Here is a 13,188-nt window from a genome sequence, read left to right on the forward strand (position 1 = left end):
AACACGCACACTCGCGCGAAGACATCACCTGGCGCGGGGGTGGGCTCCGGCCCACACCTCGCGCAGCGCGTTGACGGTCACCAGGGTGTAGATCTGGGTGGTGGTCACCGAGGCGTGGCCGAGCAGCTCCTGCACCACCCGCACGTCGGCGCCGCCGTCGAGCAGATGGGTCGCGAACGAGTGCCGCAGCGTGTGCGGTGACACCTTCGCGGTGATCCCGGCCCGCTCGGCGGCGTCCTGCAGCACCTGCCAGGCGCTTTGGCGCGACAGCCGCCCGCCCCGGGCGTTGAGAAACACCGCCGCGGTACCGCGGCCGCGGCCGGCCAATTCCGGCCGGCCCCGCACCAGGTAGGCGTCCAGTGCCGCGACCGCCGGCCGGCCGACCGGCACCAATCGCTGCTTGCCGCCCTTGCCGCGTAACAGCACCGACCGGTCTTGAACATCGATATCGTCGATGTCCATTCCCACCGCCTCGGAGATCCGAGAACCGGTGGAGTACAACATCTCCAGCAGCGCGCGGTTGCGCAGCGTCAACGGCCCGTCCGAGACGCTGTCGCCGCCGGCGCCGGCCAGCAGCGCCGCCACCTCGTCAACGGTCAGGCTCTTGGGCAGACGCCGCCCCGGCGTCGGCGGCTTGACCGAACGCGCCACGTCGGCCGCCACCAGTCCCTCCGCGGCGGCGAACCGGTGCAGGCCGCGCACCGCGATCAGCGCGCGCCCCGCCGAGACCGCCGACAGGGCGGGCACGCCGTTGTCCGGGTCGCCGCGGCGCAGCGCCACCAGAAACTCGGTCACGTCGCCTTCGGCCACTGCGGCCAGATCCTCGATCCCGCGGGCCAGCAGGTGCTCGCGGTAGCGGCGCAGGTCGCGCCGATACGAACTCAGTGTGTTGGCTGCGACCCCGCGCTCGATGGTCAGGTGGTCCAGATACCCCTGCAACTGCCCGCCCAGCGGGCCCACCGGCTGGGCCGCCGCGGTCATGGCCGGTTCTGCCTTGCCGCGAACGCCTTCGGTCGATCGACCCACTCGGCGCCGGGGTCACGCAGCTCGGCGAAGCCCTGACTGTGTACGTGGGCGGCCAGGATGCCCGCCACCGCAATGGCATTGACGATCTCGCCGGTGAACACCATGCGGGCCGCCTCGGCGAGCGAGTACCACTGCAGCCTCAGGTCGGCCTCTTCGTCGTGGGCCTCCGGGCGGTCCACCTCGGTCAGACCGGTGGCCAGATACACCCGCACGGACTCGTCGGAAAAGCCCGGGGTGGAGTCCAGATCCACCAGCACCTGCCAGGTGGTCGCGGTCAGACCGGCCTCCTCGACCAGCTCGCGACCGGCGGTCAGCTGCGCCGGCTCGCCCCCGACATCGAGCAGGCCGGCGGGCAGTTCCCACAGCCGCCGGCCCAGCGCATGGCGGTACTGGTAGATCAGCGGGATCCTGCCCTCGGCATCCAGCGCGACCACCGCGACCGCCCCGAAGTGCTCCACCACGTCCCGGGTGGCCGTCGCGCCGCCCGGCATCAAGACCTCGTCACGGCGCAGCGCAAAGATCTTGCCGCTGTGCAGCAGTTGCGACGACGTGGTCTCGAAGACGTGGTCAGCCACGGGTGACGTGTTCCGGCAGCGCTTCTTGCAGTGAGTCGGTCAACGGCTGGGCGCTTCCGCCGCGCCCCTCGGCTCCGTTCTGGGCGTCTTCGTGCTCAGCGCCGTGGGGTTCGTGGGCGTGCTCGGGGATCTCCACCGGCAGCCGCTCGGCGGCCTTGTAGTCCATCGCCGCGCCGACGAACGCGGCGAACAACGGATGCGCCCGGGTGGGCCTGCTCTTGAGTTCCGGGTGCGCCTGGGTGCCCACCAGGAACGGGTGCACCTCGCGGGGGTACTCGACGAACTCCACCAGCTTGCCGTCCGGGGAGGTGCCGGAGAACCGCAGCCCGCTCTCGGCGATCCGGTCGCGGTAGGCGTTGTTGACCTCGAAGCGATGCCGGTGCCGTTCGGAGACCTCGGTGGCCTGATAGGCCTCGGCCACAATCGAATCCGCCTCCAGTACGGCCGGGTAGGCGCCCAGCCGCATGGTGCCGCCGAGGTCGGCCGTTCCGGCGACCGCTTCCTGCTGGTCGGCCATGGTCGCGATGACGGGGTCCGGGGTGTCCGGGTCGAACTCCGCCGAGCTGGCCTGCGTGATCCCCGCGACGCGGGCCGCGTCGATCACGATGCACTGCAGACCCAGGCACAGTCCCAGCACGGGCAGCGCGTGGGTGCGGGCGTAGGCGATGGCCCCGATCTTGCCCTCAATGCCGCGGATGCCGAACCCACCGGGGATCAGCACGCCATGCATCTCCCCCAACGCGGCGGCGGCGCCGGCCGGCGTCTCGCACGCATCGGAGGCCACCCAGTGGATCTCGACCTTCGCGTAATGGGTGAAGCCGCCGGCCCGCAGCGCCTCGGTCACCGACAGGTAAGCGTCCGACAGGTCGATGTACTTGCCCACCAGTGCAATTCGCACGGTCTCGTGGGGCTCGTGGACCCGGCGCAGGAGCTCGTCCCACTCGGTCCAGTCGACGTCCTTGAACGGCAGGTTGAGGCGGCGCACCACGTAGGCGTCCAGCTCCTCGCGGTGCAGCACCTTGGGGATGTCGTAGATCGAGGGCGCGTCCGGGGTGGAGATCACCCCGTCGACGTCGACGTCGCACATCAGCGCGATCTTGTTCTTCAGCGCGTCGGGCACGTCGCGGTCGCAGCGCAGGATCAGCGCGTCGGGCGTGATGCCGATGCTGCGTAGCGCCGCCACCGAGTGCTGGGTGGGCTTGGTCTTGAGCTCGCCGGACGGGGCCAGGTACGGCACCAGCGAGACGTGCAGGAAGAACACGTTGTCGCGGCCCACGTCGTGGCGGACCTGCCGGGCGGCTTCCAGGAACGGCTGCGACTCGATGTCGCCGACGGTGCCGCCGATCTCGGTGATCACCACGTCGGGGCGCACGCCGTCGGCGTCCGGCTCCGACATGGCCAGGATGCGCCGCTTGATCTCGTCGGTGATGTGCGGGATCACCTGCACGGTGTCGCCGAGGTATTCGCCGCGGCGTTCCTTGGCGATGACCGTCGAATACACCTGGCCGGTGGTCACATTCGCCGAACCGGACAGGTCGCGGTCCAGGAATCGCTCGTAGTGGCCGACGTCGAGGTCGGTCTCGGCACCGTCCTCGGTGACGAACACCTCACCGTGCTGGAACGGATTCATCGTCCCAGGATCGACGTTGAGATACGGGTCCAGCTTCTGCATGGTGACCTGCAGACCCCGGGATATCAGCAACTGTCCCAGGCTACTTGCGGTCAAACCCTTACCCAGCGAGGACGCAACTCCACCCGTGACGAAGAGATGCTTCGGCTCGGTTTGCGGATGCTTTCGCAGTGGTGGCAACACCAACCTCCGTGACGACGGCGCAGGAACTTGAGGGCCTGCCGACCCACGGAATCTCACCCTAACATCGACGCGGCGTCTCGGCTCCAGACACGCCCACCCGGGCCCGGACGGGGCTGTGGTAAGTCCGGCTATTGCGCCAGCGTGACCGACCCGGCGCCGTGGCCGATGCCGTACTGCCCCGGCTGGCCGCCGCCGATCAGACTGCTCACCGCCATGACAGTGGTGATCCGGCCGGACTCGAGGTCCACGTCGTCGACGGTGCTGATCGCTGCGGCCACCGCGGAATCGGTGCGGGCCATGGCCACCGCCGCGGTGCCCGACGCCGATCCGTCCCGGCCGGCCAGCACCGTCGCCGAGCCGTGCGGGGCCAGTGCCGCGGCGAACCGGGCCACGCTCAGCCCGCTGGTGCCGGCGTCTTCGGGCAGCGCTCCGCCGGTGAGCACCACGGCGGCGTTGGCGGCCGGGAAACGCTCCTGGTGGTAGGTGACGAAGCCGGTGTCGCGCAGCGCGGCCAGCACGGTGTCACGCGCAGGGTCGTCGGCGGGCACGATCGTCGGATTGCGGTTGATCAGCAGCGCGATCCCGAGCAGGTCGCCGGCCTGGGCGTCCTGGTCGACGAGGCTGGTGCTCAGTTGGGCACCGGCCGGCACGATCCCGGACTCCAGCACGGCACGCAGCTTCTCTTCGGCGTTGCCCTCGACGAACTGGGCCGTCAGTGTCACCGTTCCGGTGACGGTTCCGCCGGCCTGCCCGATGATCTTCGAGACCGCCTCGACGTCGCCGTCGGCGGCATCGGGAGTCCGGAAGATCACGGTGGATTTCCCGTTCAGCGCGTCGTGCACCATCCGGGGCGCCATCTGGGCGTCGAAATCGTTGGCGTTGCGCAGCCGCTCGTTCAGCGCGTTGTGCTGTTCGTGCAGCGCGTCGATCTGCTCCCGCAGGTCCTGCTTGTCGGACTGCAGGCCGGCCATCAACGGGCCGGACAACAGTCCGGAACCCAGCACGACGCCGAACACCAGTGCCAGCAGCACTGCCGTCAGCGACATCGCGTGGTAGCGAGGGGTGATCATGGCGGTGCTGACCCCGATCCTTGTACGTCGATCCTGTTTAGGTCACCCAGTGCCGCAACCACTGCGACAGGTGCTGCCAGTAGTTGCCGAGCCACTCGAGCACCACGGCATCGGTCCGCGAGACCCACAGCGCGACAGTGATCGCCATCAGCATGGTCAGCACCAGCAGCGCGATCGCGCCGGCCGAGATCCGGTTGCGGTAGAGCGTGGCGACCGCTCGGGCGTCCACCAGCTTCTCGCCGACCTTGAGCCGAGTCATGAACATCGACGGGTTGGTCAGCTGGCGGGTCCGGTCGAAGAACGTCTCGATGTTGGAGGTGTGTCCGGCCGTCACCAGCAGCGCCGCACCGTGGTGGTCGGCCAGCAGCAGCGCCAGGTCCATGGCCGAGCCGGCGGCGGGGAAGGTCATGGCACCGACACCCAGGTCCTGGATGCGCTCCAGGCCGGATGCGTGGCCGTCGGCGTCGGCGGGCAGCACGACCTGCGATCCGCACCGCAGCACCTCGGCGCTCATCTGGTCGGGGTCGCCGACGATCAGCTGCGGGCGGTAGCCGGCCTTGCGCAGCACGTCGGCTCCGGCACCGATGCCGATCAGCACCGGCTGGTACTCCTTGATGAACGGCTTGAGGCACTTCAGGTCGTCGGTGGCGGTGGCTTCGTCACCGACCAGCACCACGTGGCGACGTCGCAGGTCGACGTCGATCTCGGGGATCCCGATCCCGTCGATCAGCAGCGGGCTCTCGCTGCGGATGAACTCGATGGTGTTGCCGGCGAAGGACTCCAGGTGGGCCACCAGCCCAGTCTTGGCCTCCATCATCATGTCGGCGATCTCGACGTCGCTGCGTTCGACGCCACGGGCCAGCCTGCGGTCGCCGGAGTAGACGGCGCCGTTGTAGAGGCGGATCTTGGCGCCGTCACGGATCTTCTTGAAGACGGTGGGTCCGGCTTCGTCGATCAGCGTGACGCCGTTGGCGACCAGCACCTCGGGCCCCAGGTTGGGGTAGCGCCCGGAGATCGAGGCCGAGGCGTTGACCACGCCGGCGATCTGGGCTTCCACCAATGCATCGGCGGTGATCCGGTCCAGATCGAGAATGTCGAGGACCACGATGTCGCCGGGTCCCACCCTGCGCAGCAGTCGGTCGATGTCGTGGTCGACCCGAGCCGTACCGACGAGACCAGGCCGGGCGGTGTTACGAGACAGCAGCGCAGACATCTTCATGGGCGCGATTCTGGCCGGGAAGTCGCAAGAATCACGGGAGGCGCGCCGTAACACCAGCCCCAGAAGTTCCATCACGTCACATCAGTCACAGGCTTTACGAGCGCAACGCGGACCGGAAATGTGCAAGGGATTTCCCTGTATTTCCGGTTGCCTGCATGGGCATAGCGTCGACTCAATCGGGGTGCCGCCCCGTATCGCGAGGAGGGAGATCGACATGAGGGGACGATGGATTGCCGCTCTGGCCACGCTGGTGGCGGGCGCGTCGGTGGGGTTGGCCGGCCCGGCGAAAGCCGACCTGACTGACGGCAGCTACACCATGACGATGACCGAGTCCGACCAGTTCAAGGTGGGCCAGACGCAGACGTGGAATGTCGGCAGTTGCGGCCCCGATTGTCGGCACGTGGAGGTGGCCGGCGGCGATACACCCTATGACTTTCACCTGGCCGGCAATTCCTGGACGGCAGCCCAACCGTCGGGCCAATCCCACGGATTTACCACGACGGTCGATAACAATTCGCTCGCCGGCACATTCACCTTCGACGACGGCGCGTACTACAAGTACCAACTGAAAAAGAACTGACCTGCCTTAGCTGTCGGAGCCGGCGCCCCGATCCTCTTGCGCGGCGTCCAGCAGCTCTCGGGCATGGGCCCGGGCGGTGTCGGTCTCCCCCAGTCCGGCCAGCATCCGGGCGAGCTCGCCGACCCGGTCGTCGTCCGCCAACCGCCGCACCCCGCTGGCTCCCTGGCGGCCCGTGGGCTCGACCATCAGGTGCACGTCGGCGTAAGCCGCGACCTGCGGCAGGTGTGTCACCACGATGACCTGGTGGGTGCGGGCCAAGCGGGCCAGTCGCCGCCCGATCTGCACCGCGGCCCGTCCACCCACTCCGGCGTCGACCTCGTCGAACACCATCGTGGTGCCGGCCGAGTTCCGCGCCGCCGCGGACGACGACGAGGTGGCCAGCACCACCTCCAGCGCCAACATCACCCGGGACAGTTCCCCACCGGAGGCACTCTTGGCCAGCGGCAGCACCGTCATGCCGCGGTGCGGAGCCAATCCGAACTCGACATCGTCGATGCCGTCCGCGCCGGCGTGCACGGTCTGCCCCGACGGCAACCGCAAGGCGGCCGGGTCCTCCGCGGCCGCGGGGCTGGTGCTGACCCCGATGCTGAACTCGGCATCGGCCATCGCCAGCCCGGACAACTCGGCGCTGACGGCCTTGGCCAGTCCACCGGCCGCCTTGGTGCGCGCGGCACTGAGCTCGGTGGCGGTCTTGGCCACCTGCCCGCCCAACTCATCGACACGGCGAGCCAACTCGGCGAGCGCTTCCTCGGACACGTCGAGTTGGGTCAGGCGTTCCCGCGATTGCGCCGCCCAGGCCAGCACCCCGTCGATGTCGGCGGCGTACTTGCGGGTCAGGCTGCGCAGCTCGGCCTGGCGGGCCAGCTTGGCATCGAGCGCATCGGCGCCGGTGGGCAGATCCTCGAGGAAGCTGCCGAGTTCGCGGGCCACATCGCCCACCACGGTGAGCGCCTCACCGAGCTGATCGCCCAGCGCCTGCAGGACGGTGTCGTCGGTGGCACTCAACGCCGTCTTGGCCTGCCCCAGCCGATCGGTTGCCGAGCTCGGCCCGTCCGCCGCGTCCAGTGCGTCGTCGCCGCCGGCCAGGGCCGCCCGCGCGCCGTCGGCCGCGGCGCGCAGTGCGTCGAGTTCGGAGAGCCGCCGGATGTCGGCGGTCAGCGCGTCGTCTTCGCCGGCGCGGGGATCGACGGCGTCGATCTCCCGCAACGCGAAGGTGAGCCGGTCGGCTTCCTGCGCCAGTTCCCGGGCACGGTCGCGGCGTTCGACGAGCTCGCGTCGCGCGGATTGCCAGGCCTCACGCGCGGCGCGGTAGCGCTCCAGCCGGGCACCGACCGCGGCGTAGCGATCCAGCGCCGCACGCTGTTCGTCCGAGCGCATCAACCGCAGCTGGTCGTTCTGGCCGTGCAGCGTCAACAGGCTGCCGGTGAAACCGGTCAGCGATTTGGCGGGCACCCCGCGGCCACCCAGGTAGGCCCGCGAGGGGCCGTCGCGGCTGACCGAACGGGCCGCGATCACCGTGCCGTCCTCGTCGCGCTCCGCCCCGGCGGCCTCCAGCAGTTCATCGATCTGCCCGGCCGCGGCCTGCGCCAGGTCGGCGGTGCAGAACCTGCCCTCCACCACGGCACGGGCGGCCCCGGAACGCACCCGGTTGGCGTCGGCACGAGCACCGCCGAGCAGATGCAGGCCCGTGACGACCATCGTCTTGCCGGTGCCGGTCTCCCCGGTCAGCACGGTCAGTCCGCGGTCGAATTCGGCGGTGGCTGCGCTGATGGCGCCCAGCGACTCAATACGGATCTCGGTCAGCACCGGTGGCGCACTCCTACTGTCCGCGCCAGCCGGTGACGGGCAACCGGAATTTGCGCACCAATCGGTCGGTGAACGGCGAGCGGCCCAGCCGGGCCCACTTCACCGGGGTGACGCCGCGGTGCACTTCCAGGCGCCCGCCGGCGGGCACCAGCATCTTGCGGCGGCCGTCGCAGAACACCAGCGCATTGTGGCCGTCGCCTTCGACTTCGATCGCGATGATCGATTCGGGGCTGGTGACCATGGGCCGGGCGAACAGCGCGTGAGCGTTGTTGGGCACCACCAGGATGGCGTCCAGGTCGGGCCAGAGCACCGGCCCCCCGGCGGAGAAGGCGTAGGCGGTGGATCCGGTCGGGGTCGACACCAGCACCCCGTCGCAGCCGAACGTCGACACCGGCCTGCCGTCCACCTCGACGACGACGCCCAGGACGCCCAGCCGCGGGCCCTTCTCCATGCTGGCCTCATTGAGCGCCCAGCCGCTGTCGATGATCTCCCCGTCGGCGCGCACCGCGACGTCGAGCGTCATCCGGTCTTCCACCCGGTAGTCGCGGGCGATGATCTTGTCCAGGACCTGGTCGATGGTGTCGGCTTCGGCCTCCGCCAGAAAACCGATCCGGCCCAGGTTGACGCCCAATACCGGGATGTCGGCGCTGCGAGCCAGTTCCGCGGCGCGCAGGAAGGTCCCGTCACCGCCGAGCACCAGGACCAGTTCGCAGCCTTCGGCCGCCCCGTTGTCCGGGTCCACCAGGTCGATCGCGACACCGACTTCGCGACCGTCGTCCGAAGCCGCGTGCAGCGCGCCCTTGTCGACGGCTTCGGCGGTCAGCACCCGCAGCGCGATGCCGTGCTCGTCGAGCACCTTCTCGACGCGGCGGGCGGTGTCGGTCGCCTCTTCTCGACCGCTGTGCACCACCAGCAGCACGGTGCGTTGACGATCTCCATTGGTCATTGCGGACCCCTCGCGACGGCATCCTGCACGGCCGCGTGCAACGCGTCACCGGTCAGTGGCGCGGCGGCGGCGCGCAGATGCAGAAAGTATTCGACGTTGCCGGACGGCCCCGGCAGTGGGCTGGCGGTGACGGCGACGGTGCCCCACCCCAGTTCTTCGGCGCGGCGCGCCACCGACAAGACCGCGTCGGCCCGCAGGACCGGATCGGACACCACACCGCCCGAACCCACCTGTTGTCGTCCGACCTCGAACTGCGGCTTCACCATCGGAACGATATCGGCGTCCGGTGACGCGCAGCCAGCCAGCGCGGGCAACACCGTGGCCAGCGAGATGAACGACAGGTCCGCCACGATCAGCTCCGCGGGCCCGCCGATCGCATCGACCGTCAGTCCGCGGACGTTGGTGCGTTCGATGACCACCACCCGCGGGTCGGTGCGCAGCGACCAGGCCAACTGCCCGTAGCCGACGTCCACGGCGACCACCCGGGCCGCATCGCGGTCCAGCAGTACTTCGGTGAATCCGCCCGTCGAGGCCCCGGCGTCCAGGCACTGCCGCTCGGCCACGGCGATACCGAAGGTGTCCAGTGCGCCGATCAGCTTGTGCGCCCCACGCGACACCCAGGTGCGTTCGCCGTCGTCGATCACGGCCAGCGCCGCGGTGAGAGCCACGGCGGTGGCGGGCTTGACCGCCGGGATGCCGTCGATGGTGACCTTGCCGGCCTCGATCAATTCGGCGGCCTGCTGACGAGACCGCGCCAATCCGCGCCGGACCAGTTCGGCGTCGACGCGAGCACGCCGCGACATGCCTGACTCAGCCCTTCTCTACCGACTCCAGCGCCCGCACCAATACCTGGTGGGCTTCTTCGAGCCGCTGCGCCAACGCATTGAGGTCGCTGTGGGCCGGCAGGTCGGCCAGCTCGGTCTCCCCGGGCAACTCGGCCAACACTGCCGCGATGCGTGCTCGAACGTCCTCAATCTCACTGTTCATGGGTGCCACTCACGCTAGTCGATGCCAGTTGGGGCCAGTTGGGGCCCTCAGGGCCACGTGCCGAGCAGGGACCACTGTTGCAACGCCGCATCCGCGGTCTCGTCGGCGGCCGCAACGGTGAAGGGCCGCCCGGCCAGCTCGGCGTCCCAGACCGCGGACGCCAGCGCCCGGACCACCGACAGGCCATCACCGTCTTCCTCGGGTTGCCCGGCGGCGACGGTGACGGTGGTGCCGTCCACCGTGACGTCCCAGTGCGGCTGGGCACCAATCGCCAGCCGGCCGGCGCCGATGTTCAGCGCCCGCAGGTCATGACCGAGGTAGGTCGGCCGATGCTCGGCGATCGCACCGACCGCATCACGGGCGGTGCTCACTCCGGTCAGCACCATCAGGCTGGGCAGCGCGGCGGCGTTGGCCGCGGCGATGTCGGTGTCGAGCCGGTCGCCGACCACCAGTGGGGCGTAGTACTCCCCGCGGGCCAGTGCGGCGGTCAGCAGCGCCGGGCCCGGCTTGCCGGCCACCTGCGGTTCGGCGTCGGTCGCGGCCCGCAGCGCGGCCACCATTGACCCGTTGCCGGGCAGCAGACCGCGCTCCGACGGCAGCGTCTTGTCGACGTTGGTGGTCATCCACAGCGCCCCGGCACGGATCGCCAGCGCCGCCTCGGCCAGATCGGCCCAGCCGAGCTCGGTGGACAGGCCCTGAATCACCGCGGCCGGCTCGTCGGTAGCCAGCCGTACCGCTTCCAAGCCGACGGCGGTGATCTCGGCGGCCAGTGACTCAGCACCCAGCACCAGGACCTTCGCTCCGGCGGGCAGTTTGCCGGCCAGTAGGCCTGCCGCGATCTGGCCGCTGGTGGCGACGTCCTCGGCTGTGGCGGTGAAGCCCAGCTGGTTCAGATGTCCCGCGACCTCGTCCGCGCCACGCGACGAATTGTTGGTGATGAACAGCGCCCGGCTCGGCAGTTCGGCCAAGGTCTCGACAGCGCCGGCCGTGGGTTCGCCCCCGCGGAACACCGTGCCGTCGAGATCCAGCAGCAGGCAGTCGTACTCCTCGGCCAGTGACGCGCCGCCACCGAGTTCCGCGATGCGTTCCTCGACGTCGGTGACGCCCTCGGTATCGGCCGCCGCGGCCCGTAGGTACCACTCCAGCGCCTCGCCCTCGCGGCCCAGGGCCACCAGCGTCTCGGCGTGCGCGTAGTGCAGCCGCGCCACGGTCGAGCCGGTCCGGCCGGGATCCGACGGCGCCGACGACAGCACCGTCAGCGCCTGCTCCAGCTGGCCCAGGTCGGCACGAGCACCGGCGGCGACGATCCGCATCTCGTCGGCCTCGTCGCCCTCGAGTTGTTCGGCTTCCGGACCGGTGGCCAACTCGATCGCCCGCTGTGGGCGACCCAGGCCGCGCTCGCAGTCGGCGATCAACGGCAGCAGCGCGGATTTGCTGCCCATTCGGCGGGCCGCCCGCAGCTCGCCCAGCGCCTGCGACCAATCGCCGCACTGATAGGCAGCGATCCCGACCGCTTCGCGGACCGCGGTGATCCGCGTCGAGCGCGAGCGGGCCGCCTTGGCATGCAGCAGTGCGGTCTCGGGGTCGTCATCGAGGAGCATCCCGGCCGCGACCAGGTGGCAGGCCACCGAATCCGCGGTGGCCCGGTTGAGCGTGCTCAGTTCGCGGCGCACTTCGGGAGCCAGCTGCTTGGGCTCGATCCCCTCGGGCAGCGGCGGGTCGTCGTAGCGCGCGTTGGTGTCCTCGCCGGAAGGTCGCGGGGGCCGCGACGTCCGGTCGAAGTCGCGCTGCGGCCGGGACGTCCGGTCGTTGTCCCGCGCAGGCCGCGACGTGCGGTCGAAGTCGCGCTGCGGCCGCGACGTGCGGTCGTTGTCCCGCGGGGGTCGCGGGCTACCGTCACGGTCCCACGAGGGACGCGGACTACCGTCGTGGTCGCGACGCTGCTGGGGACGACGGTCGCGCTCCGGTCCAGAGCCGCCCGATGCCCGGCGCTGATCGCCGGATCCCCGGAACGAACCACCACCGGACTGTCCGGGGCGACCGCCGGATTGACCGGGCCTGCCTCCGGACTGCCCGGGCCGACCACCGGATTGCCCGGGCCGGCCTCGTCGCCCGGCGTCGCCGGCGCCCCTGCCGCCCCGCGGCCCGTCGCCGCCATTGCCGTGTTCGGCCACCTCGTGCCCTTCGGTCGTAACAGTGCTACCGAAAAGGATACGGCGGGGATCGCCGACCTCTTGACACGGTCGCATTTGCGCGATCTGTTCGCGCAGAACATGGGACATGTGGGAAATGCCTGTGCCCCCCAATTTCTTGGGGGGCACAGGTCTTAATGTTGTGTTCGGCGGTGTCCTACTTTTCCACCCGTGTGGGCAGTATCATCGGCGCTGACAGGCTTAGCTTCCGGGTTCGGGATGGGACCGGGCGTTTCCCTGTCGCTATTTCCGCCGTAACTCTATTTTCTTTTTCCTTGCGGGGTGGACTGGTCCCGTTGGGGGGTCCACCGGTGTCACCACGTTTGTGTTTGGTGGTGGGGTGTGGGTCTTTAAGTATTTTGTGGTGTGGTTGCGGGCAACACATGTTTGTTTCTTTGTGTTGTAAGTTTTCGGCCGGTTAGTGCCAGTTCCCTGCACACCTTGCGGTGCTTCTAGGTCTGGTCTATCGATCCCGTGGTCTGCGGGGGGCCTTATCCCTCTAAAAGGGTGAGAATCCTGGTCTTGGAGTAGGTTTCCCGCTTAGATGCTTTCAGCGGTTATCCTGTCCGAACGTAGCCATCCAGCCGTGCTCCTGGTGGAACAACTGGTATACCAGAGGTTCGTCCGTCCCGGTCCTCTCGTACTAGGGACAGGTTTCCTCAAGATTCTGACGCGCGCGGCGGATAGAGACCGAACTGTCTCACGACGTTCTAAACCCAGCTCGCGTGCCGCTTTAATGGGCGAACAGCCCAACCCTTGGGACCTGCTCCAGCCCCAGGATGCGACGAGCCGACATCGAGGTGCCAAACCATCCCGTCGATATGGACTCTTGGGGAAGATCAGCCTGTTATCCCCGGGGTACCTTTTATCCGTTGAGCGACACCCCTTCCACTCGGGGGTGCCGGATCACTAGTCCCGACTTTCGTCCCTGTTTGACGTGTCAGTCTTACAGTCAAGCTCCCTTGTGCACTTAC

General features: G+C 69.3%; 11 protein-coding genes, 2 rRNA genes and 1 pseudogene. 1 reads left to right on the forward strand and 13 read right to left on the reverse strand.

Annotation, left to right across the window (positions count from 1 at the left end):
- Positions 1-24: 24 nt before the first annotated feature.
- The 5 genes from xerD to steA form a co-directional block, all read right to left on the reverse strand.
- Positions 25-981 (reverse strand): site-specific tyrosine recombinase XerD, encoded by a 957-nt coding sequence (gene xerD / locus ACJH71_RS06795; RefSeq protein ID WP_406757233.1) that lies wholly within the window; start codon positions 979-981, stop codon positions 25-27.
- Positions 978-1,601, reverse strand: coding sequence for an NUDIX domain-containing protein (locus ACJH71_RS06800; RefSeq protein WP_406757234.1), 624 nt, complete (start codon positions 1,599-1,601; stop codon positions 978-980). The genes xerD and ACJH71_RS06800 overlap by 4 nt, the downstream gene beginning before the upstream one ends.
- Positions 1,594-3,402 carry a CTP synthase gene (locus ACJH71_RS06805; protein ID WP_406757282.1) on the reverse strand — a complete coding sequence of 603 codons (1,809 nt, stop codon included), beginning with the start codon at positions 3,400-3,402 and terminating at the stop codon, positions 1,594-1,596. The genes ACJH71_RS06800 and ACJH71_RS06805 overlap by 8 nt, the downstream gene beginning before the upstream one ends.
- 140 nt (positions 3,403-3,542) lie before the next feature.
- Positions 3,543-4,484 carry a copper transporter gene (locus ACJH71_RS06810; protein WP_406757235.1) on the reverse strand — a complete coding sequence of 314 codons (942 nt, stop codon included), beginning with the start codon at positions 4,482-4,484 and terminating at the stop codon, positions 3,543-3,545.
- A gap of 37 nt (positions 4,485-4,521) precedes the next feature.
- Complete coding sequence (gene steA / locus ACJH71_RS06815; protein ID WP_406757236.1) at positions 4,522-5,703, reverse strand: putative cytokinetic ring protein SteA; 1,182 nt, start codon at positions 5,701-5,703, stop codon at positions 4,522-4,524.
- 214 nt (positions 5,704-5,917) lie between these two features.
- Here steA and ACJH71_RS06820 point away from each other — a divergent pair, with 214 nt between their 5' ends.
- Positions 5,918-6,283, forward strand: coding sequence for a hypothetical protein (locus ACJH71_RS06820; RefSeq protein WP_406757237.1), 366 nt, complete (start codon positions 5,918-5,920; stop codon positions 6,281-6,283).
- Positions 6,284-6,289: 6 nt separating this feature from the next.
- On the opposite strand, the gene recN is transcribed toward ACJH71_RS06820, so the two are convergent.
- From recN to ACJH71_RS06860, 8 genes and pseudogenes are all read right to left on the reverse strand, one after another.
- Positions 6,290-8,089: a DNA repair protein RecN gene (gene recN, locus ACJH71_RS06825; RefSeq protein WP_406757238.1), complete on the reverse strand. Its 1,800-nt coding sequence runs from the start codon at positions 8,087-8,089 to the stop codon at positions 6,290-6,292.
- 13 nt (positions 8,090-8,102) lie between these two features.
- On the reverse strand, positions 8,103-9,035 hold the full coding sequence (locus ACJH71_RS06830; RefSeq protein ID WP_406757239.1) for an NAD kinase: 933 nt from the start codon (positions 9,033-9,035) through the stop codon (positions 8,103-8,105).
- On the reverse strand, positions 9,032-9,838 hold the full coding sequence (locus tag ACJH71_RS06835; protein WP_406757240.1) for a TlyA family RNA methyltransferase: 807 nt from the start codon (positions 9,836-9,838) through the stop codon (positions 9,032-9,034). The genes ACJH71_RS06830 and ACJH71_RS06835 overlap by 4 nt, the downstream gene beginning before the upstream one ends.
- Before the next feature lie 7 nt (positions 9,839-9,845).
- Positions 9,846-10,022: a hypothetical protein gene (locus ACJH71_RS06840; RefSeq protein WP_406757241.1), complete on the reverse strand. Its 177-nt coding sequence runs from the start codon at positions 10,020-10,022 to the stop codon at positions 9,846-9,848.
- A 47-nt stretch (positions 10,023-10,069) separates the two neighbouring features.
- A complete protein-coding gene (locus ACJH71_RS06845; protein ID WP_406757283.1) occupies positions 10,070-11,104 on the reverse strand; it encodes an HAD-IIA family hydrolase in 1,035 nt (344 codons plus the stop codon).
- Positions 11,090-11,797: pseudogene (locus tag ACJH71_RS06850) on the reverse strand (tetratricopeptide repeat protein); the annotation flags it as partial. The pseudogene ACJH71_RS06850 and the gene ACJH71_RS06845, both read right to left, overlap by 15 nt.
- A 561-nt stretch (positions 11,798-12,358) precedes the next feature.
- Positions 12,359-12,471 (reverse strand): 5S ribosomal RNA (rrf, locus tag ACJH71_RS06855).
- A 140-nt stretch (positions 12,472-12,611) separates the two neighbouring features.
- A 23S ribosomal RNA gene (locus tag ACJH71_RS06860) occupies positions 12,612-13,188 on the reverse strand; the annotation flags it as partial.

Source organism: Mycobacterium sp. SMC-15 (genome assembly GCF_045310925.1).
Taxonomy (GTDB): Bacteria; Actinomycetota; Actinomycetes; order Mycobacteriales; family Mycobacteriaceae; genus Mycobacterium.

Excerpts from the sequence above, each read along its gene's own strand:
- xerD (WP_406757233.1), bottom strand. The coding sequence starts at position 981 with ATGACCGCGGCGGCCCAGCCGGTGGGCCCGCTGGGCGGGCAGTTGCAG.
- ACJH71_RS06810 (WP_406757235.1), bottom strand. The coding sequence starts at position 4,484 with ATGATCACCCCTCGCTACCACGCGATGTCGCTGACGGCAGTGCTGCTG.
- steA (WP_406757236.1), bottom strand. The coding sequence starts at position 5,703 with ATGAAGATGTCTGCGCTGCTGTCTCGTAACACCGCCCGGCCTGGTCTC.
- ACJH71_RS06820 (WP_406757237.1), top strand. The coding sequence starts at position 5,918 with ATGAGGGGACGATGGATTGCCGCTCTGGCCACGCTGGTGGCGGGCGCG.
- ACJH71_RS06830 (WP_406757239.1), bottom strand. The coding sequence starts at position 9,035 with ATGACCAATGGAGATCGTCAACGCACCGTGCTGCTGGTGGTGCACAGC.
- ACJH71_RS06835 (WP_406757240.1), bottom strand. The coding sequence starts at position 9,838 with ATGTCGCGGCGTGCTCGCGTCGACGCCGAACTGGTCCGGCGCGGATTG.
- ACJH71_RS06840 (WP_406757241.1), bottom strand. The coding sequence starts at position 10,022 with ATGAACAGTGAGATTGAGGACGTTCGAGCACGCATCGCGGCAGTGTTG.